Origin of the sequence: Rhodococcus sp. ACPA1 (assembly GCF_002300195.1) — a bacterium.
Classification (GTDB): Bacteria; Actinomycetota; Actinomycetes; order Mycobacteriales; family Mycobacteriaceae; genus Rhodococcus_F; species Rhodococcus_F opacus.
In genome coordinates, this window is sequence record NZ_NSDX01000006.1 from 685,819 (window position 1) to 709,484 (window position 23,666).

Here is a 23,666-nt window from a genome sequence, read left to right on the forward strand (position 1 = left end):
CCTTTCCCAAGCCGTCGGCATGACGACTGAATGCCCACGCGCTGCCCAGCGCATACACACCTAATGGCAACGAAAGAATTGGAACCACGATGAATGAACGCATAGCCCTTGTCACCGGATCCGGGGCAGGGATCGGGGCTGCCATCGCCGAACGTCTGGGTGAGCACGGGCGGCACGTGGTGCTGGCCGATCTGAATCACGATGCCGCGCATGCTCTCGCTGCCGATATGACCAGCCGCGGCATGAGCGCGGACGCACTGACGATGGACATCGGTGACCGCGCCTCGATCGAGGCGGGCTTCAAGTGGATCACCGAAACCTACGGACGCTGCGACATCCTGGTCAACAATGCGGGTATCGCCAAGACGCTCCCCTTCCTCGACTATCCCGACGATCACTGGGAGGCGACCCTGCGCGTCAATCTCACCGGGGCGTTCCGCTGCGCTCAGCAGGCAGCCCGACTGATGCTCGAACAGCAATGGGGTCGCATCATCAACATCGCCTCGACCAGCGGGATGCGTGCCGGTGCCGGTCGCACCGCGTACGGCACCTCGAAGGCGGGCCTGATCGGTCTGACCCGCCAGATAGCAGTGGAGCTGGCCCCGCACGGCATCACTGCGAATGCCGTCGCGCCCGGGCCCATCGAAACACCACTATCGCAAGCGGTCCACACCGCCGCCACCCGCGCCGCCTACAACCGCCTGGTACCGGCGCAGCGCTACGGCACACCGGGCGAGGTCGCCGGCGCCGTCGACTTCCTCGCCTCCGACGACGCGGCCTATATCAACGGCCATGTCATTCCCGTCGACGGCGGGTTCCTCGCCGCCGGCGTGCTCAGTGACTGACAACATCTGGATCGGCGGACATCCGGAACCACGCAAACCCGTTATCGACCAACATCATTACCCGCACCGAGTCGGCTCATCCGATCGACCGGTCCATCCCCGTGAAGAGAAAGCAGCACACGTGCTCACCGCAGAAACACCCACCATGACAGTGAAGATGTTCTACGACGACGATGCCGATCTGTCGATCATCCAGGGCCGTAAGGTCGCTGTGATCGGTTACGGAAGCCAGGGCCACGCGCACTCGCTGAGCCTGCGCGATTCGGGCGTCGATGTGCGTATCGGCCTCGAGGAGGGCTCGAAGTCCCGCGCGAAGGCCGAGGAGCAGGGCCTGACCGTCGGTACCCCCGCCGAGGTCTCCGAGTGGGCCGACGTGATCATGGTGCTGGCACCCGACACCGCGCAGGCGTCGATCTTCACCAATGACATCGAGCCGAACCTGAAGGACGGCGACGCGCTGTTCTTCGGACACGGCCTCAACATCCACTTCGACCTGATCAAGGCTCCGGAGTTCGTCACCGTCGGCATGGTCGCCCCCAAGGGCCCCGGCCACCTGGTGCGTCGTCAGTTCGTCGACGGCAAGGGTGTTCCCGCGCTCATCGCGATCGACCAGGACCCGAAGGGTGAGGGCCAGGCCCTCGCGCTGTCCTACGCCAAGGGCATCGGCGGCACCCGCGCCGGCGTCCTCGAGACCACGTTCAAGGAAGAGACCGAGACGGACCTCTTCGGCGAGCAGGCCGTGCTCTGCGGCGGCACCGAGGAACTGGTCAAGACCGGTTTCGAGGTCATGGTCGAGGCCGGCTACGCGCCCGAGATGGCGTACTTCGAGGTGCTGCACGAGCTCAAGCTCATCGTCGACCTCATGTACGAGGGTGGCATCGCCCGCATGAACTACTCGGTGTCCGACACCGCGGAGTTCGGTGGCTACCTCTCCGGCCCGCGCGTCATCGACGCCGGCACCAAGGAGCGCATGAAGGCGATCCTGGCCGACATCCAGTCGGGTGAGTTCACCCGCCGCCTCGTCGCCAACGTCGAGAACGGCAACACCGAGCTCGAGGGCCTGCGCAAGGCCAACGCCGAGCACCCGATCGAGGTCACCGGCAAGAAGCTGCGCGACCTGATGAGCTGGGTCGACCGCCCGATCACCGAAACCGCCTGAGGCCGTGTTCGTTCTGGCGGTGACCGCTCGACGATGGGCAGCCGATGCTCGAACTTCTCGGCACCCTCGACGGTCGCAATCGGTCGGCAAGGCGTCCGTACCTGCCAGGGAAACTCCGCACGGGGACGCGGGTGCGTAGTGATCGATTCGCAGCGAGTCGGGCTCCGCTCTTTCCGCCGCGGTCACAGCGAAGAACAACCACCGGTGTCCACAACTCGACACCTTGCACATCTACGCGGCGCGAAGCCACTTGGCACTCGCACGCCTGAGACCAAATCTGCGTCCATCGCAGTCACCAGGAGGGCAGTGTCTTGACTGACAACGGTACGAGTGTGCGTACTCTCAGCGATCCGCTCGATGACAAAGACCCCAAGCTGAAGGGCAACCTCGGGACTCTCGGGCTCTTCTTCAGCGTGATGGCGTTCAACGCCCCGCTCGTCGTGGTGATCGGTGTGATCCCCATAATGATCGCCATTGGCAACGGCCTCGGCACACCGGTGCTCTTCATCATCGGCGGCCTCATCGTGGCGGCCTTCGCCACGGGGTTCCTCCGGATGTCGGAGGTTCTGGCACGTCCGGGCGCGTTCTACGCGTACATCACGGCGGGCCTCGGCAAGAAAATCGGTCTCGGTTCCGGTCTGGCCATGCTTCTCGCATACTTCTGTTGCTGCGTTGGGTATCTTCCCTTCGGCGGCATCGTGCTCGGCTCGCTCGTCTCGAATACCCTGCACGGACCGGATTTGCCCTGGTACGTCTGGGCGCTGGTGTTCTGGTTGATCGTTGCAGTTCTGGGCTATCTCCGGGTCGACTTCTCGGCAAAGGTCACCGCCGCGGTCCTGTTCGGCGAACTGATCGTCGTCTTCATCTACGACGTGGCGATCTTGGCGCGTGGGGGTGCCGAAGGACTGAGTGCTGCACCATTCAGCCCGAGCAACTGGTTCGATGGATCGTTCGCGATCGGACTGCTCCTGGCTGCTGGCATGTTCGGCGGCTACGAGGTCACCGTGTTGTTCCGCGACGAGGTGCGCAACCCGGCCAAGACGATTCCCCGGGCAACGTATGGCCTCATCGCCTGCGCGGTAGTCATCTATGCCACGACGACATGGCTTTTCATCAACGCACTCGGAACTGATGACGCGGTATCGCTGGTCACGGCCGACCCGACTGGGGCCATGGATTCGACGATGGTCACCTTCGGCAGCCGATTCCTCCTCGATGCCGCAACTGTGCTGGTCAACACCAGCGTCCTCGCCGTGCTCGTCTGCGCCCACAATGTCGGCGCACGCTACCTGTTCAACATGAGTGCAGACGGAGTCTTCCCACGGGCCCTCAGCGGTGTGCACGCACGCCACGGATCACCTCACATTGCATCGATGGTGATGAGTGCGGCAGCCCTCGCCGTGAACATGGTGGTAGTCGTCCTGAACATCGATGCGATGGCGTTCTATGCCGCCGTGCTGGGCGTAGCTGCACTGACAGGTATCACGGTGCAGTTCGTCACTGCTATCGCAATCCCGATCTACCTGAAGCGAACAGGCAATCACAAGGACCACGTGATGAAATCGATCGTCCTTCCCCTGGCCGCCGCGGCGGGCTTCGGCTCTGTGGTGATGCTGTCAATCTTCAGATTCCCGATCCTGACCGGTGGATCGCAGACCGTCTCCAATCTCTTACTCGTTTTCGTTTACGGCGTCTTTGCATTTGGTTTCGTGCTGGCCTGCGCCCTGCAGCGGTGGCGCCCCGAGGTCTACAAACGAATCGGACGCCAGTGACCGCAGCGGTTTCCCGTGGGGATTAACCGAATGCCGGTGGTGACCGGTCCCGGCGGCAGTTCGCCGCCGCCCGCCAGCGTGCGGCGCCCGGTCGCGCCGAAGGCGAAACGACTACAACATCAGGCCGAGCACAAGGAAGGCTTTCATGACCGACGAACGTAGCAACGCAGGAAACGCCGGCATGTCCGCCGAGGAATGGGAGGAGTGGTTCGCCGACAAGCACATCACGACCGCAGACCGGGCAGCGTACGCGGACGCGGACGATACCTGGCCGGAGTACTCGCTCGGCTCGAACTCACGCCCCCGTGAGGGCGTGGCAGCGGGTTCGATCACGGTCCATCAGCACACGAGCCGAATCGCGTACCCGGATGTCGAACGTGACTATCGGGTGTACGTGCCGGCACAGTACGACGGCTCGGTGCCGGCGTCGTTGATCGTGTTCCTCGATGGATTGGAATATCTTGCCGGAGACTTCCGTGCCGACGTGGCCTTGGACAATCTCATCGCCAACGGCGAGATCCCGCTGACGGTCGCAGTCTTCGTGGAGGCGGGCCAGCAGGGACCGGGGTACCCGATCTTCGGTGGCTCGGACAATCGCAGCGTCGAGTTCGACTCGATCGACGACGCCTGGGCCCGGTTCCTCATCGAGGAGTTGCTCCCGGACGCGGTAGGTCACCTGAACCTGTCGACGGACCCGCGTGACCACGTCATCGTCGGGTTCAGCTCAGGCGGCAACGCGTCCTTCACCGCCGCATGGCACCGACCGGACTACTTCGGCAATGTGATCACACACTGCGGGTCCTTCGTCGACATCCGAGGGGGCCACAACCATGCACCGCACGTGCGGCGCAACGCGCGCAAACCGATCCGCATGTGGCTCCAGAGCGGGCGGCGCGATGCGAGGGTGGTCTTCGGCGACCTCGCGATCGCGAACCAGGATATGGCTGCGGCACTGGAGTACCGCTACTACGACCACCGGTTCATCTTCGGCGAAGGCGGACACACGCTGCGCCACGGCGGATCTGTATTCCCCCGGACGATCCGCTGGATCTGGCGCGACCACCCGTCCACTGCCGACACGTACTGACGCTCCCAACAAGGAAAGCGAACCATGCCAAGGAGGCGCCCGCAATCAAGGCACGTGCCTCGAGGGCGCCTCCATTGCCAGTCACACCGGCTCGAGGACGCGCTGTGAGCCGGAACGGAAAAGAGATCAATGAGCGGCACGAACTTGTCTCTAATGACCTCGGATGGCGTGACCATCCGGTACGACGACGAGGGCGAAGGACGTCCCGTCGTGTTTGCTTCCGGCTTCGCAGATCAGGGTTCGAGCTGGGTTTTCCAGCGCGACGCCTTGGTGGAGGCCGGGTACCGCGTCATCCGATTCGATCACCGGATGCATGGCCGGTCGGATGCTCCCGCCCACGGGCAGAGGATGAGCCGTCTCGGCCTGGACCTCGGCGAATTGATCGCCGCCCTCGACGTCCACGACGTGGTCCTTGTCGGTCACTCCATGGGTGTGTCGGTCAGCTTGGCGTACTTCTCGATCGCCGGGTGCGTGTGGGACCGGATCACGACCTTCGTTGCGATCGATCAGTCCCCGAAGATCGTCAACGAAGGGGACTGGCAGTGGGGTGTTCGCGACATCACCGGCGAAAACCTATACGACGCTGCCGACTTCCGATTCGATTGGTCGAATGCGGACCGTGAACCCCCTGCCCCCGACCATGTCAAGCCACTCCGACCGTCGGGTGACGATTGGTGGAAGGAGTTCCCGGTCGCAAGGGTTCGTCCTCTGCTGCTCGACCACTTCGTCGCAGACTGGCGTGACGTTCTGCCCCGCATTCCCATCCCCACGTGGGTCGTCACCGGCCGTCACTCGCCATACTACGAGCTCGACGGTATGCGCTGGTTCGCCGACACCGTCCGGAACGGGTACCTCAGCGTCTTCGAACACAGTGGACACGAACCACATCTGAACGAGTACCAAGCATTCAACTCCCAGCTACTCGAATTCATCGGGCAGCACTGACAGCGGCCAACGATCGATGGGAACGGTATGAAGGGCACCACGCTGCAGGCACACGCAAAATCGCGGGCAGCCGAACTCCCGGGCGCGAATCTCGAGCACCCGTTCGGACCGGAATGGGAGGTGTACAAGGTCCGCAGCAAGGTGTTCATGCTGTTGACCGAGGTCACCGGCGAGCCGATCGTGATCCTCAAGGCCGCTCCGGCCGACGGCGAGGCGCTGCGCAGCGCCCACGAGGACATCACGGCCGGCTACCACATGAACAAGCGGCACTGGGTCACATTGTCACCGGGTGGGTCGATCGACAAGGGCCTGGTGGGCGATCTGGTGACCGAGTCGTACCTGCTCGTGGTGGAAAACCTTCCCCGCGCCGAGCGGCCGGTCGACCCGGACACCTTCGGCAGGGTCGATTGTGGGACTGTCCGGTAACCGAGGGTGCGGCAGATCGCGCGGCGCATCTCTTGCCGCCCTCCCGGGGGTCGTACTCGATGCCCCGACTCCGCAGCGCCCCGTTCAGGATTTGCTGTGCGAGCAGATTTGCTGGCTCGTCATCCTTCGCGCCCACTTCCGAAACAAGGAAAACATGTCTGAGAACACCGAATACGACGGAGTGAAAGAACTGTCGGTGGCGTCGGGCGTACTCGCTCTGGCAGTCGGGCCGTGGGTCTGCCGCCGTACCGTTCAGGACAGTCTTCACCATGAGGGGGTTTACGCGTGATCGCGTACGTCCTGCTCATCGGAGCCATCGTCTGCGAGATCGTCGCGACACTGTCACTGAAGATGTCCGAAGGTTTTAGCAAGTTGCCGCCCTCGATCCTCGTGGTGATCGGCTACGTGTGCAGCTTCACGCTGCTCGGCTTGGCACTCAACCGCGGTCTGCCGATCAGCGTCGGCTACGCCATTTGGGCTGCCGCAGGCACAACGGTCGTCGCGATCCTAGGTGTCGTATTGTTCCGAGAAACACTGTCCGGCCTGGCGATAGCGGTATTGCGCTCATCATTATCGGAGTAGCTCTACTGAATCTCGGTAACAGCGGACACGGCGGTTCGCCCGGTCCCGCAATGGACGATCAAATTGCGCACGAAGTGGTGGAGAGCTGAGTTCGAATCCGACCCACGTCCTCTCGAGCCGTCGAGAATCGATCCCTTTTCGACACCCCCTTTGACCGGTGGATCGGTTGTGACTCACGGCGATAAGTGGCATTGATTTCGCGGCTTTACATGGCGCTGCCTGCCGGACTCGCGGAGCCGCCGTTGGTCGTGTGAATTGGGATTGGGCTTGCAGGACGAACGGAGGGAGTCGGGGCCACCTCCGTTCGCTGCGGCGGCGACAGAATGTGCGAGGGGCACCTTCCTGGTCGACGGCAAACTGTCGGTGAGCGCCGGCGTCGTGGAAGGAGAGATGGTTCGGGCGGTGAACCGTCTTGGTTGGCGCGCCATTGGCCGTGAAGCAGATACGCACAGCTGAGAGTTCGGCGAATTCAGTTGATGCCCTTCGCCCACCATCCGGATGGCGGGGATGCCGCAAGCTCCCAGCGTGGCGCGTAGTGCTCGAGGAATATCTGCCCCACCAGTTCCCCGCGGCTGTGCACCCCGGTCTTGTCGAAGATCGACTTCATGTGGTCTTGAATTGTGTAGACGGATAACGACATTGCGTGCGCCATCTCCCTTGTCGATCGCCCTTGGATGCACAGCGCAGTGAGATGGCATTCGCGTTGGGACAGCCCGTAGGCCATGGCAATGACGGGCGCGATCTCATGCGGCGTCGCGGGTTGGATGATGACGGCGGTGCGTCCGTCTTCGACGCCGGAAAGCCTGGTCCCGTACAGCAACAGCCAGGCGCCGGATCGCGTGCGTACCCGCGAGCGCGCGGCAAGTTCCAGCGGATCGGTGCCCGGTTCGATCGCCCGCGCCCGGGCCGCGATGGCCTGCACGACCTTCGATTCGAACGGCGTCGACGGCGCCGGGACCTCGACAATTTCGTCGATCCAGCGTTCCGCGGCGGGTGAGACCGATTCCGGGTTGCCCGCGGCGTCGAAGACCACCACGCCGGGGCCGTAGTCCACGGTCGTCACGGCGGCCTCGACCTCGTGGAGCATTGAACGTCGCAGACCGGTCGCGAGCGCGGGCGCCAGCGCGGCGATTGCGCGGACGTGCTCGGCGGTGTACCACGGCGCGCCCGCATCGCGCAGGAATGCCGCTGCACCCCAATAGACCCCGTCCGACACCAGGGAGACCCGCAGCTCGTCGCCGATTCCGTACGCCTCGTGCGAACGGTGCCGTGCACTGCGGGACAAATCTCCGTGGGTATCCAGACCAAGTGCACCCGCCAGGCGGCCACTGTGCGCAAGAAACGCCCACTTGTCGACGTCCTCGACCTCGTATTCGTAGTGCGCCAACCAGGATCCGGAACACCCGACGTTCCGGTTGACGCTGCCGGTGAACAGGATGGTGCCCGGGTCGACGGTGTGCCAGCAGCAGCGGTCATGTGGGATCACCGTGCGCAGGGCCTCGCTCATTCGCGCGCTGTACCCCACCCAGTCCAGCTGGTCGGCGGCGGCACGCGAGATTTGATCGCGGACTCGTGGCAGCATGCTCTGCGCCATGTCCGAAGTGTATCGCAGCAGGTTAGGGCTGCCTACCCCAGAAATCTGGGTGAATTCCCCAGGATTCAGGGATATGACGCAGAACCGACAACGACGACGCTGGTTTCATGACGATGACAGCCCATACCTCCGCCGAAACCGACCACGACCTGCCTAACCCGGAGCCGATCATGCAGCTGGCGTCCGGGTTCATGGCCGCCAAACACCTCTTCGCCGCCAGCGAACTCGGTTTGTTCGAGGCGTTGGGCGAGGGCCCCACCGACCTGCATGGCCTGGCCGCCCGCACCGGGCTTACTGCCCGAGCCACCCGGATCAGCGCCGACGCCATGGTCGCGCTGGGTATGCTCGAACGCCGAGGCGAACAGTATGTCAATACCGAGACGGCGGCCGCGTTCCTCGCCGGCGGATCGCCCGCCGACCTGCGTCCGCTGCTGCGGTTCTGGGACAAGATCAGCTTCCCGGCGTGGGAAGACCTGGCCGGCGCACTCGCCCGCGGGCCGAAACGCCAGATCTTCGACCTCGACGCCGCCCTGCAACCCATCGCCTCGATCGGTATCGAGGCGTTTTCGGCCGGCCCCTCGCTCGCCCTGCCGGACACGGTCGATCTGTCCGGCAGTCATCGACTCCTCGACATCGGCGGCGGCACCGGCTCCTGGTCCATCGCGGTGGCGCGCCACTGCCCGCAACTGAGCGCGACCGTGTTCGAGCTGCCGGCGGTTGCCCAGACCGCGCAGGACCGCATCGCGTCGGTCGGGCTGGAGGGGCGAATCGACGTATGCGCCGGCGACGCGACGGCCGACCCGCTGCCCGCCGGATACGACGCCTTCCTGGTCGCGAACCTGGTGCATTACTGGTCGCCGGAGCAGAATCGTGCGCTGCTACAACGCATTCGCGACGTCGCCGCACCCGGCGCCACGCTGCTGATTGCCGACTTCTGGACCGACCCCACCCACACCCAGCCGGTCGCGGCTGCCCTGATGGCGGGCGAATTCGCGGTCCACCTCGAACACGGCGACGTCTACAGCGTCGGAGAAGGCATCGCCTGGCTGCAGGACACTGGCTGGCGCTACCGCGACCATCGCTCGCTCACCGGCCCGATGAGCGTCATTGCCGCCGAAACCGCATGAAACAAGACAACACCCAAGGAACACACGATGAGCGAGCATCAAGTCGCAATCGTCGGTGCCGGCACCTCCGGGGTCGCGGCGGCCGTGGCCCTCGCCGACCGTGGCATCAACCCGTTGCTGATCGACCGAGCCGACCAAGTCGGTTCGTCGTGGCACTCTCGTTATGACCGGCTGCGACTGAACACCGGCAGGCAGTTCTCCCACCTGCCGAACCGCCCCTACCCCAAGGGCACGCCGACCTTTCCCACGCGGGAACAGGTGATCGAGCATCTCGAGCGGCACGCACGTGCGGACGGGATCGAGCTGCGCCTGGGCTGCCCGGTGGAACGGCTCGACCTAACGGACGGGCACTGGCGGTTGACCACCGCTGCCGGTTCGGTCGACGCTGCCGAGGTGGTGGTCGCGACCGGCTTCGATCATGAGCCCTTCGTCCCGGACTGGCCCGGACGCGGGGACTGGCGGGGTGCACTGGTTCATTCCTCGCAGTACCGGAATCCCTCGCAGTACAACGGGAAACGGGTCCTCGTGGTGGGAGCGGGCTGCTCGGGCATGGAAATTGCCTACGACCTCGCCACCGGAGGCGCGGCAAAGGTCTGGCTTTCGGCTCGCACACCGCCGAACATCATGCTCCGCCTGGGACCTGGTGGCATACCGGGAGACTTCATCGCGACGCCGCTCTACCATGCCCCGGTCCGTATCGCGGACGCAATCGCTCGGTTCGGCCGGGAGAGGAGCATCGGCGACCTGCGCGAGTTCGGATTACCGATCCCCGACGAGGGGATCTTCGCCCGCAGCGCCCGCCTCGGCGTGGCACCGGCGATCGTCGACAAGGAGCTCATCGCCGCGATCCGAGACAGGTCCATCGAGGTCGTTCGCGGAGTCGAGTCACTCGACGCGGACAGCGTGTGGCTGGTGGACGGTGTGCGAATCGACCCGGAGGCGATGGTCTGCGCGACGGGGTTCCGCCAGGAACTCGAAAAGCTGGTCGGGCACCTCGGCGTACTGGACGAGCGAGGTCGGCCGCACGCCACCGGTGAAAAGCCGGCCGCCGAGAGGTTGCGTTTCATCGGGTTCGTGCCCAGGCCGTCGCAGATCGGGTTCGCGGCGAAGCAGGCTCGCCGCGCGGCCCGAGCGATCGCGCGGGAACTGCGGTGAGCGTCGGCGGTAGGATTCTCCCGCCCTGCTCCGGCGCTCGAACAATGGCGGGTCTGCGCGGAGATGGCGACCGGTCAGATCCCCGTTACCTTATTTACGGTCCTTCACAGAAGGGCTACGGTCGCCAGACCCGGTATGACTCCTTGCCCCTGTCTCTCGCATGATCCGGGGGGTGGTGTCGCCGGGGTGTGGTGGCGTCGACGGACCGCTGATAGGGACACGGCCAACCGAAATTGGGTAGGTCTCTTTGTAACGTGGGTGCCGGGCGTCGATGCCGGATCGGCGACCGGCCGACCGAGACACAAGGGACGACCCCTGAATGGACTCGAACTATGCGGTGTACTGCGGCATCGACGTCGGCAAAGGCGAACACCACGCCGTCGGACTGACCGCCGCCGGAAAGAAGATCTACGACAAGGCGTTGCCGAACGACGAAGCGAAACTGCGGGCGGTCTTCGACCGCCTGGCCAGCCACGGATCGGTGCTGGTGGTCGTCGACCAACCCAATACGATCGGCGCCCTGCCGGTCACCGTGGCCCGCGTAGGCGGCCACGAGGTCGGCTACCTGCCCGGACTGGCGATGCGCCGCATCGCCGACCTGTACCCCGGACAGGCGAAAACAGACGCCCGAGACGCGTTCATCATCGCCGATACCGCCCGCACCATGCCGCACACCCTGCGCCGGGTCGATACCGGCGACGAGGCCCTCGCCGAGCTTGAGGTCCTCGTCGGATTCGACGACGACCTTGCCGGTGGGGCCACCCGGGTCAGCAACCGCATCCGAGGCCTGCTCACCTCCATCCACCCTGCCCTTGAGCGGGTCCTCGGCCCCCGCATCACCCATCCGGCGGTGCTCGAGATCCTCTCCCGCTGCGGCGGGCCGGCCGGAATCCGGCAGGCCGGCAAGCGCAAGCTCACCGCGATCGCGGTCAAGCACGCACCCCGAATGGGCGCCAGGTTGGCCACCGACATCCTTGCCGCCCTCGACGAGCAGGCCGTGGTGGTGCCCGGCACCGCGGCCGCCGAAACCGTTCTCCCCAAACTCGCGGATTCACTGAAAGAGACCCTGTTACAACGCAAAGCGGTCGCCGCGGACGTGGAGAGGGCCCTCGATGACCACCCTCTTTCCCCAGTCCTGACCTCGATGCCCGGCATCGGCGTCAGGACGGCAGCTCGGATCTTGATCGAGGTCGGCGACGGCTCCGCCTTCCCCTCCGCCGCCCACCTGGCGGCCTATGCCGGCATCGCACCGGTCACCCGAAAATCGGGATCCTCCATCCGTGGCGAGCACCCCGCCCGCTCCGGCAACAAGAAACTCAAACGCGCCCTGTTCCTGTCCGCCTTCGCCGCCCTCCACGACCCCACCAGTCGCGCCTACTACGACAAGAAACGGGACGAGAAGAAGAAACACAACGCGGCCCTGATCTGCCTCGCCCGACGCCGCTGCGACGTTCTCTACGCCATGCTCAAGAACAAGGAACTCTACCGGAATCCAACCCCCTCAGCGGCTTGACGAAAACCATAGGGACACCCCCCACACACAAACGGTCGTTCATGAGACATCACTGACCGGTTGACGTTTACCCAGGTCGGATGTGTAAAGAACACCGTGTACGGAACAACGTCACGTTGTCGGGGGTACGCGATACATTCCCCGATGTGAGGATCGGGTACGGCCGAGTGTCGACGCGGGATCAGCGTCCCGAGTCGCAGCATGAGCGCTCGCCGAGCAAGCGAAGAACGGCAACCTGACCGAGGCGTTCAACGGTGGCTCACGGCAGCCGGATGGACGGACACCCCGGATCTCTTTTGCCTGGGCCACGCATGAGATGCCGTTGACTGAACGATATCCGCTCCGACCAGCGGCAATGACTCAGGACTCACGGAACGATGCGGTAGACGAGGGCTTTCCGACGAGGGCACCGCCGGTAGGGGAGAAGGACAATCCGTGGATTGGTGGGTTTGGTACATACCCATCCCGGATGGATGGCGGTACGCGCTGATCGAGCTGCAACGGCAGTGGATGGGACTGGGCTGACCCTCGTGCCACGGGTGGAGAAATACCGCACCTTTCGAATACCGCACACCACCAGTCATACGACGCGTCAGACGGATCCTTACACTGTCACTCGTGCGAATCGCGACCTTCAACGTCAACGGGATCCGCGCGGCGCAGCGGCGCGGCTTCGAGGACTGGTTGGGCGACCGCGGCCCCGATGTGGTCGCGCTTCAGGAGGTGCGGGCTCGTGCCGAGGCCATCCCGCCGGGGGTGTTCGGCGCCTACCACCTCACATACGACGAGGGGGACGTCGCGGGCCGCAATGGTGTCGCGGTCCTGACCCGGCGTGCGCCCGTCGCAGTTCGAACGTGGAGTGGCACGGCGCTGATACGTGCACCGGGTGAAATGCACACCGAAAGCGTCGCACTGGATCCGGAGCCGCTGGCTCGGGGGCTGGGAGAGTTCGCGAACCAGGGTCGGTACGTCGAGGTCGACCTCGACGAGGCGCCGATCACGGTGGCATCGATGTACCTGCCGAAGGGTGGTCTTCCGGCCCACCTCCAGAAGCCCGGGCGGATGCGGGAGGCGCCTGACGGCGGCGCCCGGTACGACCGCAAGATGCGCTTCCTCTCCGCGTTCGCGCGACAGCTGACCCGCTCGCGGCGCACGGCACGCGCACGAGGCAGGGAGCTTCTGCTGATGGGTGACCTCAACATCGCGCACACTCGTTCCGACGTACGGAACTGGCGGCGTAGCAACCAGGCCGAGGGATTTCTGCCGGAGGAGCGCGAGTGGTTCGACTCCATCCTGTCGCCGCGCACCCTCGTCGATGTCGTCCGGCGACAGCATCCGGGCGTCGACGGTCCGTACTCGTGGTGGTCGTGGCTGGGGCAGTCGTTCGTGAACGACATCGGCTGGCGCATCGACTACCACCTCGCGACGCCGCAACTGGCACGAGCGGCGGTCACGGCCGGCACCGACCGTGAGCCGGCGGCCGACCGCCGGATGAGCGATCACGCTCCGGTCGTCGTGGACTACGACTTCTGAGCGGTCAGCCCGACACTCAGGTGGTCAGTTTCATGGACAAGAAGGCCAAGGTCGCCCCGAACTCCCGGATCTCGCTGGGCTGATCCGGCTGACATGCCCATTCGATCAGGTCTCGATCGGCCACCAGGTCGGCCGCGCGACGGCGGGACTCTTCAGGGTCGGGCGGTGCTGCCCGGAGCGCATCACCCAGCCGGCTCAGGGGTTCGACGAGAGGAATGAGCTCGGAGGGAGGGCGGTTCTCCGGCGTGAAAACCCGCTGAGCACTCTTGATCACCGTCATCGCCGCGAGCCACGAGCCCTCCCAGGTGCCGGCCTCGTCATTCGGTGGTTGCATAGCGTCAGCGTAGACATCGAGCGTCGAGTCTCGCGGGGACTGACCTGAAATCGCGGGTGATCAGTCTACGGCTGTGCGACCACGGTGTTCCCGTTGTCGTCGGTGCAGTTGATCGTGTAGCCGATCTCCGCGGATTCCGGGTCTCCCGCGAGGCGGCATTCCCACCCGTCGAAGCTGTACACCGGTTCACTCTTGTCAGGCGCGGCGAAATACTTGGTGAGCATCGCGTGGGCCTCGTCGCAGCGGAGCGTTCCCTTCACGATGACCACGGTCGCAGGCTTTCCCGTCTCCGGATAGACAACAGGGCCACACTGATTCGATCCGCGCGCCTGCTGGGGGAGCGGGGCCGCCGTGGGCGCGATCTGCGCCGGGCTCGCGCTGGGGAAGCTCACGGGAATCGGGGTGAACTCGAACTTGTAGCCGCTGGTGGAGATCGTGAACCCCTTGTCCGTTGCATCCTCCCTGCAGGAGACGCCGGAGAACTGCACATTGCAACTGAATCCGTCGATCGCCAGCGTGGTGTCGTAGGGGAGGACGTTGGCGTTGTCCGGAAAGACCGTTTGGTTCCAGTTCTGGAAGCTCGGCTCCTTCCCCGCCTCGACCGCGATGACGTTCGCCTCGGCCGGCGGGCCTCCGTCCGGCGAGGCGATCTGTGGAGTCCCCGGAACTCCCAAAGGCCCCGCGGTGGGATGAGTGGCGCATCCGGCCAGATTCTTGGTGGGAATGATCGAGCACCGCCATTTCCCTGACGGTGTGACGAAGCCGTAGGTATCGGTTTCCGGGTCGCTGGAGGCGTACACCTTCGCATCGACACCGTTGACCGGTGCCTCCGCGGCCGGTGCCTCGCTGGAGGTGCTCGGCGGCGCAGCCGATTCGGTGCCATCGGTCGACGACGCGTCCTGGGTGCAGGCCGCAAGAAACAGGGACGACGCACCGGCGATCGATGCCAGTGCCACCGCGGACCGAAGTCGAACCCTGGTCATGAACCACACCCCTTCCGCTTCAGTCTGCTGCACCGATCGGATGAGATGTTCCCACGAATACCGGTGTGCCGGGTGGCATCGATCGATCCGCGCCGAAACACCGCGGCGGTAGGTGACCGAAGGTGTCGAGAAGGTCCACCCAGGGTGTCGCATTACCCCACCCTGTGGTGATGGTGCCGGATCCGGATCCCCACGAGGATCGATCTCGTGTTCCTCGAATTGCCCGTACTCGCGGGTGGCACCCGGTGAGTCTTCGCGCGCAGAGTGCGACCGGCCTGGTGACCGCCGTACTGGCGGTCGCGGTGGCGGCATCCGTCGACTGGCAGTTGTGCCGGGGCGTTTTCAGTCCGACGGAATTGGCGTTGTTCGTGATGGTCGGAGTGGTGTTCGTGGCGGCGGGTCTGGTTGCCAAGAGCCACCGGCCGCAGGACAACCTGGGGTGGCTGCTGGTTGCCGCCGGGCTGCTGTGGCTGGTGAAGGGGTTTCGACTGTCGACGGTTCCGGTGCTGTTCACGGCCGGCGCGGCGCTGACCAACATGTACATTGCGGTGCTGATCCAACTCGTGTTCAGTTTTCCCTGGGGTCGGTTGCGCCACCGGTGGGAGCGGTGGTTCGTCGGCGGAAGCTACGCGTACTATGCGGTCGCCGTCGTGTCCGAGCTTGCGTTCCTCGACATCCACCGCATCAGCCCGGCCCATCCGCCGTCGTTGAATCTGCTCTTGGTGAGTGACGACCCGAGGGTCTTCGCGGCGCTGCAAGTGATGTTCGGCGTGGTGGGGATCGCCCTCGGTGTGGTCCTGATCGGCGTGGTGATCGCCCGATGGAGGTCGGGTTCACCGGCCTATCGGGCCGCCGTGGCGCCGCTGTGGATCGCCGCTCTGCTCGGGACCGCCGCCACCGCGTGGACACCGCTGGTCTCCGTGTGGGTGCACAGCTCACAGCACACGTGGACGCTGCTTCTGCGATATCCGTCGACTGCGCTCATCCCGCTTGCGGTGCTGGTCGGGATGTGGCGCTACCGCGTCGCCCGAGCCGCAGTGCGCAACCTGATGATCGAGATCGGCACCGCCCCGCTCGGTGACGGCTTCATCGACGCGCTGCGTGCGGCATTGCGCGACCCGGACCTGGCGTTGTGGTCGTTCTCCCGCGCAGACGACGGGTACGTGGACGCGCAGGGGCGTCCGCAGGTTCTGCCACCCAGGAACGATCCCCGCGAGGCGACTGCCCTCATCCGCGACGGCGTCCTGGTGGGGGCGTTGGTGTACGACCGGGCGGTCGCCGACCAGCCGAGGCTTCTAACGGCCGTGCGGGCCGCAACCACTCTGGCGCTGGACAATCAGCGACTGCACGGCGAACTCGAGGCGCAGTTCGCGGAGGTCCGCAGGGCCCGCGCGCAGACCGTCAAGTACCCGGGGTCCGCACCTCGCCGGTGCTAGAATCTTGGGCATTGTCGCAGGTCCAGCAGTTGATGTCCCCGCATCTTCCTGTCGGAGTCGCCCGGCCGAGGAGGCCGTCCCATGGCTGAGTCATCGGTACTACCCGCGGATCTCGGCGGCAGCCCAGATCTCGAACGCATCATCCTCGAGCACGCTTACCGCGGCGCCTATCTGCAACTCGCGCTTCGCGGTGTGCTGGTGCTCTTCATTGCGTTGACTCTCGGGTTCGTCCCGCCCATGAACGATGCGGGCGTGTGCGTCGCGGTCCTGATCTGCTACGCACTCTGGTCCGGCGGGCTCGCGCTGTGGACTCGTCGAGGCGGTCCGGGGCCGGTGAACGCGATGTGGCTCGCACTGTTCGTCGACCTCGCGGTCCTCGGCTGCCTCACCCTGTTGACTGGTATTGCAGCACAACAGAGTTGGACCGCAGACATCCTGAGCAACGGTTTGTTCGTGATCCCGCTACTGGCCTCCACGCAGCTGCGCCCAGGTGTCTGCGCGTCCGTGGTCGTGCCTACGGTCCTGGTATTCCTGGCCGCCAGCTGGGCCACGATGGCTTCGAACGAAGAACCCTGGACCTCCATCCTGCTCAGCACGATGGCCCTCGCCGTCCTCGGTGCAGGCGCCGTCGTGCTCAGCAGAATTCAACGCTCCAGAGTGCTGACCATCGGTCACCTGGTGCGCGACCGCACCGCCCTGCTCGCGGAGTTGATGGGTCTCGAACAACGCGAACGACGTGCGTTGTCCGAGCAACTCCACGACGGGGCGCTTCAATTCGTCCTGGCCGCGAAAATGGACCTCGACGACCTCACCGACAGTGCCGACCCGGAAGCGGTGGATCGCATCACCCACGCACTCACCGAATCCGCGACCCTGCTCAGGGCGACCGTCTCGGAGCTGCATCCCACCGTGCTCGATCGTGTCGGTCTCGCTCGCGCTCTCGGCGACATCACCCGATCCGCCCAGGCACGTGGCGGTTTCGACGTGGAGCTCCTGACCTCGGAATGGGTCGACGACCTTCGCACCACGGCTGATGATGTGCTGTTCAGCGCGGCACGCGAATTGCTCAGCAACGTGGTGAAACACGCGCAAGCCCGTACCGTCCGAGTCGAGCTGGCGCGGTGGGGTGAGCATGCGGTCCTCGATGTCACCGATGACGGGTGCGGCATCTCCCGTGAGGCGATCGACCGCAGCCTCAGCAGAGGCCACATCGGACTGACTTCGCACGAACTCCGTGTCGTCGCTGCGGGAGGCAGCTTCTCCGTCCACCCCGGACCTCGATCGGGGACGGTTGCGCATATCGAAATGCCGTTCGAGATCGTGACGGCACCCGATTCCCTCACGACCTCGGCGCACTAGCAGTGCGCGGGTCGCTGAGCTGCTGAGGTTCGGCCTACTCGACGCCGAGCATCACCTCGGTGGATTTCACGAGCACCGTCGCAGCCACACCCGCCTTCAGACCGAGTTCCTCGACCGCCTCCTTCGTGATGGATGCGGTGACGATCTGCTCGCCTCCGTCGAGTTTCACTTTCACCGTGGCCATCACACTGCCGAGGGTGACCTCGGTGATCGTTCCGGCGAGCTGGTTCCTCGTGGACAAACGCATCGTGAACCTCCATGTCGGGGCATGTCGTTCCGACGCTAGCCGCAACCACTTCGGGAAGGGAGAGGACTGGACCTTTCGGGTCAGTCGGATGTGACAGCGGACGGACTGGCTTCGAGGAGGGCCGTGACACAGGTGGGGCCGAGACCGATCTCCGGCCACCCTGCCGAGATCATGATGTCGTGCGGGCGTGTACAGGTTCCGAGCCAATAATTCGGCTCGGTGCGGTACGCGGGTACCCCGCCCCACTTCAGCGGCGAACCGGATCGCGGCAGGTAGGGGTCGGCTTCGCCCGCCACGGGCCCCAGCTGCAGCAGCACCGACAGATACGACCACTGGGTGTCGGGATCGGTGGGATCGGACAGCGATCGCGTCTCGTGATGCGCACGTTCGGCGGCGCGTCCCGTCGCAGTCAGCGCGAGTCGGACATGGATTCCGGACGAGAAGGCGACGATTCCGAGCAAGTCGAGGGTGATGTGAGTTCTGGACGCGAGAATGGTGGGACCGTGCACCGCGGTCCCACTGGCTGCCGGCGGCGCGAATGCCGGCCAACGCGCTCTGCGCATGCCCACGATCGTGCGCCTACATCGGGGCAGAATCAACGTGCCACGCCCGCACCGCCGCGGCGTTGCCGACGCGCTTATCGTGGAGGAGGTCACAGGCGGGTGTGGGACGGTTCGCAGGGGAGGGAGTATCCATGGAGGCTCTGCCGGATTCGGGGATGTTGCTCGCAGTCCTCGAACACGCTCCGGTGTTGGTGTTCGTGTCCGAATTCGTCTCCGGGCGGATCGTGTATGCCAATCCCGCCGGCGTCGGTCTGCTCGGATTGGGGGATGCCGCGCACGCGTACGCGAGGACGACGGCGGAGCTGTTCACCGATGTCGGTCTCGTGCAGGCCCGTGAGGTGGAGTCGGCGCTGGTCGTGCGGGGAGAGTGGAACGGGCTGACGGAATTCCGCCATTTCGTGACGGGCGAGCCGATCCCGATGCTGATCTCGACGTTCGTGCTGCAGTACACACGCACCGGGCCGTCGCTGATCGCCTCGATCGCACAGGATCGCCGCGGCGCCGAAGAGGACGAACAACGCCTGCAGCGCGCTCTGGGGGAGTCCGCGTACCGGGCCCGCGAGCAGCAGGTGATCGCAGACTTGAGCCAACTCGCCGTCGGCGGAGACCTCGACGAGCTCCTCGCGGCGGCAGCCGGTGCGGCCGCCGCATTGATGGGTGTGCAGTGCTCGTCGATCGCGCAGATGTCCGACGGCGGCGAACTCGCCGTGCTGGCCTATCGGGGACCCGAGCCCTCGCCGACGACGTTCGCCCCGGGAAGGGGCTCGCAACCCGGGTATGCCGCCGCCAGCGGGTCGGTGATCGTCTGCGCCGATCGGGTCCACGAGACCCGGTTCTCCACTGTCGGGATGACCGGGCGCGGGCTGCACAGCGGTGTGTGCGTTCCGATCGGCTCCGAAGCGGTGTGGGGAGTGTTGACCGCGCACAGTCGTCGTCCCCGCGAATACACCGACCGTGATCTGACCTTTCTGCGCTCGGTGACGGCGGTACTGTCCGCGGCGATCCGCCGCATCGAGGCCGAAGCCGCGTTGGTGCACCAGAGCTTGCACGATCCGCTGACCGGGTTACCGAACCGCGCACTGGCCCGCCGCCGGCTCGACGACGCCCTGGACGCCGCGCCGCGCGGCGGCCCGCGCGTTGCGCTGTTGTTGGTCGATCTCGACGACTTCAAGATCGTCAACGACAGCCTCGGCCATGCCGGCGGCGACGACGCACTGATCGTTCTCGCCAGGCATCTGCGGTCGGCGGTGCGCCCGGGCGACACCGTTGCCCGCCTCGGCGGTGACGAATTCGTGGTGGTGTGTGAGCACGTCGCGGGCGCAGCGGAGGCGGTGGCGATTGCCGCTCGGATCACCGGAAGCTTCGCCGACCTGAACCGGGCAGGATCTCTCGACTGGCCGATCAGTGCCAGTATCGGTGTTGCACTCTCCGATCCGGAGTGCACCCGCGAAGAACTCGTCCGCCGGGCAGACTCGGCGATGTATCGGGCGAAGGCTGCGGGGGCGGGCGGATACGCGCTCTACGACGGCCCCTTCTAGGACGGCCGCAGAACGCGATCGGTGCGCTGCGGCCGACGTGACATGAAGTTGTGGCTGCCGCTAGGCACCCTAGAGGGAAAAATTGTCATCTTGACGCGGATCTCGACCCGTCGAATACTTTCTGGACAGGACGGATCCCGTCGAGATCCGACGAAAAGACTCCGCGCTTCGCCCTTGTGACAGAAAGATATTCGTGTCGTCGACTGCTGGTGAACGCATCGGCGTGTCTGGGCGACCTGCATCAGAGGTGAATGCGATGAACACGAGTGCGCACGTCGGCACGAAGCCGGCCCTACTCGGCAGGCCTAGCCGCGACATCGTCGTGGATGTCGGAAGGAACTGAGGCGCCCGATGGCCGATTTCGACCCAGATGCGACCCAGGCGGCGTCGGTCCGTGCAGTCGGCCACGGGATCGTGGCCGAGTTGGACGCTGCCGGGTTCGCGGGTGCCGAGGAAGTCGGCCGGGGCGGGTTCGGTGTCGTATATCGCTGCCTGCAGCGTTCGCTGGGTCGAATCGTCGCGATCAAGGTGCTGACGTCGGACCTGGACCCCGAGAATCGTGAGCGCTTCCTGCGCGAGGGGTACGCGATGGGTGGGCTCTCCGGTCATCCGAACATCGTCAACATACTGCAGGTCGGCGTGACCGACACCGGTCGCCCGTACATCGTCATGCACTATCACCCGCGCGATTCACTGGCGGTCCAGATACGCCGCGAAGGTCCGCTGCCGTGGCCGGAAGCGATCAGCATCGGGGTGAAGTTGGCGGGGGCCTTGGAGACGGCGCACCGGACCGGCACGCTGCATCGCGACATCAAACCCGCGAACATCCTTCTCACCGACTACGGCGAGCCGCAGCTCACCGATTTCGGCATCGCGCACATCGCCGGCGGGTACGAAACGGCCACCGGCGGGTTTACCGGCTCACTGGCGTTCACCGCGCCGGAGGTGCTCAACGGGGAATCGCCGACGGCGAGGTCCGACGTGTACGGACTGGGCGCGACGATCTTTTCACTGATCGCGGGGAGGGCGGCGTTCGAGCGGAAGACCGGTGAGGAACTTGTTGCGCAGTTCGTGAGGATCAGCAGCCAGCCGGTGCCGGACCTGCGCGCCCAAGGCATCCCGGACGGCGTGTGCGCCGTGATCGAGAGGGCGATGGCGACGAATCCCGCTGCTCGGCCGCCGACCGCCGAGGAGTTCGGACACGAACTTCAAGCCGCTCAGCGACACATCGGATTGCGCTCGGACGCGATGGCACTGGCACCCCTGGAGACCGTGCAGACGACCGAGGCGCACCGGTCGGAGTCCGGTGCCGATGGATACCGTCGAATCCGGTACGAAGGGTCGGACAGCGGTCAGCGTCTGTGGGTCGAACCGTCCCAGCAGCTCCAGCCTGATTCTCATCCCTCGGGTCCACCGCTCTGGCCGCCGACGGGCCCGCCGCCCTGGCCGCCGGCCGTAGGTCCGGGCAGCGTCGGAGAGCCCCGCACAGGTCGGCGTGCGGTCCTGACCGCGCTCGCACTGGTCGTCGCGCTGGTGCTGGCCGGCGGCGGGTACCTCGTGCTTCGAGAAACCACCGGACCCGGCACCGCAGGACCGACCGTTCAGGACGCCGGCGCGCCTCCTGCCGTCGACCCGACTGCGGCGTGGCGACCGGTGGAGGATGCCCGTGTTGCCCGCCAGCAGACGGCAACGACAGTCGCGGACGGGACGATCTGGGTCTTCGGAGGGTTGGACGACAACGGCGTCTCGGCCCGGCAGGAGGGCTACGACCCGGCAATCGACACCTGGAAGGCCGGCCCCGACCTTCCGGTTCCGCTCAATCATGCGATGGCCGTCACCTACAACGACGAACCTGTGCTGATCGGCGGTTGGAAGGCGGAAGGTCAGAACCTGACCGCGGTCGACTCCGATCGAGTGATGGCCATGCGCGACGGTCGGTGGGTGGACCTGCCGCCGCTGAACGCACCGCGGGCGGCTGGGGCCGCGGCCGTGGTCGGCGACAGGATCGTGGTCGCGGGCGGACAGGCGAATGGTCAACTGGTGGCGACGACCGAGGTGTTCGACGGCACGAAGTGGACGACCTTCGCCCCTGTCCCCACGCCACGGGAGCATCTGGCCGGGGTGTCGGACGGTACGTACTTCTATGCGATCGGTGGACGGGACCTGGCGTCGGACCAGAACACCGCCGCGGTCGAACGGTTCGATCCCGTCGCCGGAACGTGGGCGACGTTGCCTCCTATACCCACTCCTCGCGGCGGGCTCGGTGCGGCGTTCATCGACGGCCGCATCGTCGCTGTCGGTGGTGAAGAACCGACCCGGGTGCTGTCGACGGTCGAGGCCTACGACGTGGTCGCGGGGACGTGGTCGCAATTGCCGGCTCTGCGCACACCGCGGCACGGGATGGCGGTCGGCGCGGTCGGCGACACGGTGTATGCCGTCGGCGGCGGTGTCAAACCGACACACGCCGAATCGACTGCTGTTTCCGAGGCCCTGCAGCTCGCGCCACGCAAGACCCAATGGGCGCCGGCGTGGCGTCCGCTGAAGGATGCGCCGATCGCCCGTCAGCAGACGGCGACGGCCGTCGCGGACGGCACGATCTGGGTGCTCGGCGGACTCGACAATGCGGGGTCGACCCCGAAGGTCGAGGGAAACGACCCCGCCATCGACACCTGGAAGGCGGGCCCCGACCTTCCGGTCCCCCTCAATCACGCGATGGCCGTCGAGTACGGGGGCGAGTTGGTGGTCCTCGGAGGCTGGGTGCCGAAAGGTCCGAACCTCACCGGGACGACGTCGGACCGGGTGCTCGCGCTTCGGAACGGCAAATGGGTGGATCTGGCGCCGATGAACGAGCCGCGGGCTGCTGGTGCCGCAGCCGTGGTCGGCGACCAGATCGTGGTCGCCGGGGGACAGGCGGACGGCGAACTGGTGGCGACGACCGAAGTGTTCGACGGCACGAAATGGACAACCGTCCCGGACATCCCCACACCACGGGAACACCTGGCCGCAGTGTCGGACGGCACGTACTTCTATGCCATCGGCGGACGCGACCTGGCGTCGGACCAGAACACCGCCGCGGTCGAACGCTTCGACCCCGCCGCGGACACGTGGACGACGTTGCCCGCCATGCCCACTCCTCGCGGCGGACTCGGCGCGGCGTTCATCGACGGCCGCATCGTCGCGGTCGGTGGCGAACAACCGACCAAGGTGCTGTCGACGGTAGAGGCCTACGACGTCGCCTCGGGGACCTGGTCACAATTGCCGCCCATGCCCACGGGGGCTCACGGGATGTCCGTCGCGACGGTCGGTCACACCGTCTACGCCATCGGCGGTGCGCTACGGCCCACCCACGCGGAGTCCACCGCGACTGCACAGGCACTGGATTTCTGGTGAGCGTGCCGGTGTCGACGTGTCGTTCCTCCAGCGGTCACGCACGCTGAAGGTCTTCTGTCCGTGTAGTTCTGCCCAGTA

20 protein-coding genes are annotated in these 23,666 nt (G+C 65.7%); 15 read left to right on the forward strand and 5 right to left on the reverse strand.

Annotated features, from left to right (window positions below):
- Positions 1–89: 89 nt before the first annotated feature.
- The 7 genes from CJ177_RS32590 (at position 90) to CJ177_RS32625 (ending at position 6,816) form a co-directional block, all read left to right on the forward strand.
- Positions 90–845, forward strand: coding sequence for an SDR family NAD(P)-dependent oxidoreductase (locus CJ177_RS32590; protein WP_061042159.1), 756 nt, complete (start codon positions 90–92; stop codon positions 843–845).
- A gap of 145 nt (positions 846–990) precedes the next feature.
- On the forward strand, positions 991–2,004 hold the full coding sequence (ilvC, locus tag CJ177_RS32595) for a ketol-acid reductoisomerase (RefSeq protein ID WP_095869543.1): 1,014 nt from the start codon (positions 991–993) through the stop codon (positions 2,002–2,004).
- Between the two features lie 311 nt (positions 2,005–2,315).
- Positions 2,316–3,776, forward strand: coding sequence for an APC family permease (locus tag CJ177_RS32600; protein ID WP_218835143.1), 1,461 nt, complete (start codon positions 2,316–2,318; stop codon positions 3,774–3,776).
- Between the two features lie 145 nt (positions 3,777–3,921).
- On the forward strand, positions 3,922–4,863 hold the full coding sequence (locus tag CJ177_RS32605) for an esterase family protein (RefSeq protein WP_025432647.1): 942 nt from the start codon (positions 3,922–3,924) through the stop codon (positions 4,861–4,863).
- A gap of 129 nt (positions 4,864–4,992) precedes the next feature.
- The gene (locus tag CJ177_RS32610; protein ID WP_082833493.1) at positions 4,993–5,808 is read left to right on the forward strand and encodes an alpha/beta fold hydrolase; all 816 of its coding nucleotides are present in this window, start codon (positions 4,993–4,995) and stop codon (positions 5,806–5,808) included.
- 27 nt (positions 5,809–5,835) lie between these two features.
- Entirely contained in the window at positions 5,836–6,234 is a 399-nt protein-coding gene (locus tag CJ177_RS32615; protein WP_061699715.1) for an MmcQ/YjbR family DNA-binding protein, read from the forward strand.
- A gap of 285 nt (positions 6,235–6,519) precedes the next feature.
- Positions 6,520–6,816 (forward strand): multidrug efflux SMR transporter, encoded by a 297-nt coding sequence (locus CJ177_RS32625; protein WP_257014777.1) that lies wholly within the window; start codon positions 6,520–6,522, stop codon positions 6,814–6,816.
- Between the two features lie 469 nt (positions 6,817–7,285).
- Here CJ177_RS32625 and CJ177_RS32635 read toward each other — a convergent pair whose 3' ends face one another.
- Positions 7,286–8,410 carry a helix-turn-helix transcriptional regulator gene (locus CJ177_RS32635; RefSeq protein ID WP_095869506.1) on the reverse strand — a complete coding sequence of 375 codons (1,125 nt, stop codon included), beginning with the start codon at positions 8,408–8,410 and terminating at the stop codon, positions 7,286–7,288.
- Positions 8,411–8,517: 107 nt separating this feature from the next.
- Between CJ177_RS32635 and CJ177_RS32640 the strand changes: the two genes are divergently transcribed.
- The 4 genes from CJ177_RS32640 to CJ177_RS32660 all read left to right on the forward strand — a co-directional run bounded on the left by CJ177_RS32640 (position 8,518) and on the right by CJ177_RS32660 (position 13,738).
- Positions 8,518–9,537, forward strand: coding sequence for a methyltransferase (locus CJ177_RS32640; RefSeq protein ID WP_095869507.1), 1,020 nt, complete (start codon positions 8,518–8,520; stop codon positions 9,535–9,537).
- Between the two features lie 27 nt (positions 9,538–9,564).
- Positions 9,565–10,692: an NAD(P)/FAD-dependent oxidoreductase gene (locus CJ177_RS32645; RefSeq protein ID WP_095869508.1), complete on the forward strand. Its 1,128-nt coding sequence runs from the start codon at positions 9,565–9,567 to the stop codon at positions 10,690–10,692.
- A gap of 319 nt (positions 10,693–11,011) precedes the next feature.
- A complete protein-coding gene (locus CJ177_RS32650; RefSeq protein WP_005242826.1) occupies positions 11,012–12,205 on the forward strand; it encodes an IS110 family transposase in 1,194 nt (397 codons plus the stop codon).
- Positions 12,206–12,823: 618 nt separating this feature from the next.
- Positions 12,824–13,738: an exodeoxyribonuclease III gene (locus CJ177_RS32660; RefSeq protein ID WP_095869509.1), complete on the forward strand. Its 915-nt coding sequence runs from the start codon at positions 12,824–12,826 to the stop codon at positions 13,736–13,738.
- A gap of 16 nt (positions 13,739–13,754) precedes the next feature.
- Here the strand turns inward: CJ177_RS32660 and CJ177_RS32665 are convergent, their stop codons facing one another.
- Complete coding sequence (locus tag CJ177_RS32665; protein WP_005246671.1) at positions 13,755–14,072, reverse strand: hypothetical protein; 318 nt, start codon at positions 14,070–14,072, stop codon at positions 13,755–13,757.
- Between the two features lie 65 nt (positions 14,073–14,137).
- Positions 14,138–15,055 carry a hypothetical protein gene (locus CJ177_RS32670; RefSeq protein ID WP_061699717.1) on the reverse strand — a complete coding sequence of 306 codons (918 nt, stop codon included), beginning with the start codon at positions 15,053–15,055 and terminating at the stop codon, positions 14,138–14,140.
- Between the two features lie 245 nt (positions 15,056–15,300).
- Here CJ177_RS32670 and CJ177_RS32675 point away from each other — a divergent pair, with 245 nt between their 5' ends.
- Both CJ177_RS32675 and CJ177_RS32680 read left to right on the forward strand, forming a co-directional pair.
- Positions 15,301–16,491, forward strand: a complete 1,191-nt coding sequence (locus tag CJ177_RS32675; RefSeq protein WP_037180818.1) for a hypothetical protein — start codon at positions 15,301–15,303, stop codon at positions 16,489–16,491.
- 81 nt (positions 16,492–16,572) lie between these two features.
- Positions 16,573–17,850, forward strand: coding sequence for a sensor histidine kinase (locus tag CJ177_RS32680; RefSeq protein WP_061043157.1), 1,278 nt, complete (start codon positions 16,573–16,575; stop codon positions 17,848–17,850).
- 34 nt (positions 17,851–17,884) lie between these two features.
- Here CJ177_RS32680 and CJ177_RS32685 read toward each other — a convergent pair whose 3' ends face one another.
- The gene (locus CJ177_RS32685) at positions 17,885–18,097 is read right to left on the reverse strand and encodes a molybdopterin-binding protein (protein WP_005246663.1); all 213 of its coding nucleotides are present in this window, start codon (positions 18,095–18,097) and stop codon (positions 17,885–17,887) included.
- Positions 18,098–18,177: 80 nt separating this feature from the next.
- Positions 18,178–18,660 carry a hypothetical protein gene (locus CJ177_RS32690; protein ID WP_179443330.1) on the reverse strand — a complete coding sequence of 161 codons (483 nt, stop codon included), beginning with the start codon at positions 18,658–18,660 and terminating at the stop codon, positions 18,178–18,180.
- A 131-nt stretch (positions 18,661–18,791) separates the two neighbouring features.
- On the opposite strand from CJ177_RS32690, the gene CJ177_RS32695 reads away from it, so the two are divergent.
- Positions 18,792–20,198, forward strand: coding sequence for a sensor domain-containing diguanylate cyclase (locus CJ177_RS32695; RefSeq protein ID WP_095869510.1), 1,407 nt, complete (start codon positions 18,792–18,794; stop codon positions 20,196–20,198).
- Positions 20,199–20,549: 351 nt separating this feature from the next.
- Positions 20,550–23,588, forward strand: a complete 3,039-nt coding sequence (locus CJ177_RS32700) for a serine/threonine-protein kinase (protein WP_095869511.1) — start codon at positions 20,550–20,552, stop codon at positions 23,586–23,588.
- The last annotated feature ends 78 nt before the right edge of the window (positions 23,589–23,666 follow it).

What these genes read in the sequence shown, in the direction of transcription:
- CJ177_RS32590 (WP_061042159.1), top strand. Translation starts at nt 90, where the DNA reads ATGAATGAACGCATAGCCCTTGTCACCGGATCCGGGGCAGGGATCGGG.
- ilvC (WP_095869543.1), top strand. Translation starts at nt 991, where the DNA reads ATGACAGTGAAGATGTTCTACGACGACGATGCCGATCTGTCGATCATC.
- CJ177_RS32605 (WP_025432647.1), top strand. Translation starts at nt 3,922, where the DNA reads ATGACCGACGAACGTAGCAACGCAGGAAACGCCGGCATGTCCGCCGAG.
- CJ177_RS32610 (WP_082833493.1), top strand. Translation starts at nt 4,993, where the DNA reads ATGAGCGGCACGAACTTGTCTCTAATGACCTCGGATGGCGTGACCATC.
- CJ177_RS32615 (WP_061699715.1), top strand. Translation starts at nt 5,836, where the DNA reads ATGAAGGGCACCACGCTGCAGGCACACGCAAAATCGCGGGCAGCCGAA.
- CJ177_RS32635 (WP_095869506.1), bottom strand. Translation starts at nt 8,410, where the DNA reads ATGGCGCAGAGCATGCTGCCACGAGTCCGCGATCAAATCTCGCGTGCC.
- CJ177_RS32640 (WP_095869507.1), top strand. Translation starts at nt 8,518, where the DNA reads ATGACGATGACAGCCCATACCTCCGCCGAAACCGACCACGACCTGCCT.
- CJ177_RS32645 (WP_095869508.1), top strand. Translation starts at nt 9,565, where the DNA reads ATGAGCGAGCATCAAGTCGCAATCGTCGGTGCCGGCACCTCCGGGGTC.
- CJ177_RS32650 (WP_005242826.1), top strand. Translation starts at nt 11,012, where the DNA reads ATGGACTCGAACTATGCGGTGTACTGCGGCATCGACGTCGGCAAAGGC.
- CJ177_RS32665 (WP_005246671.1), bottom strand. Translation starts at nt 14,072, where the DNA reads ATGCAACCACCGAATGACGAGGCCGGCACCTGGGAGGGCTCGTGGCTC.
- CJ177_RS32670 (WP_061699717.1), bottom strand. Translation starts at nt 15,055, where the DNA reads ATGACCAGGGTTCGACTTCGGTCCGCGGTGGCACTGGCATCGATCGCC.
- CJ177_RS32680 (WP_061043157.1), top strand. Translation starts at nt 16,573, where the DNA reads ATGGCTGAGTCATCGGTACTACCCGCGGATCTCGGCGGCAGCCCAGAT.
- CJ177_RS32685 (WP_005246663.1), bottom strand. Translation starts at nt 18,097, where the DNA reads ATGCGTTTGTCCACGAGGAACCAGCTCGCCGGAACGATCACCGAGGTC.
- CJ177_RS32690 (WP_179443330.1), bottom strand. Translation starts at nt 18,660, where the DNA reads ATGCGCAGAGCGCGTTGGCCGGCATTCGCGCCGCCGGCAGCCAGTGGG.
- CJ177_RS32695 (WP_095869510.1), top strand. Translation starts at nt 18,792, where the DNA reads ATGGAGGCTCTGCCGGATTCGGGGATGTTGCTCGCAGTCCTCGAACAC.
- CJ177_RS32700 (WP_095869511.1), top strand. Translation starts at nt 20,550, where the DNA reads ATGGCCGATTTCGACCCAGATGCGACCCAGGCGGCGTCGGTCCGTGCA.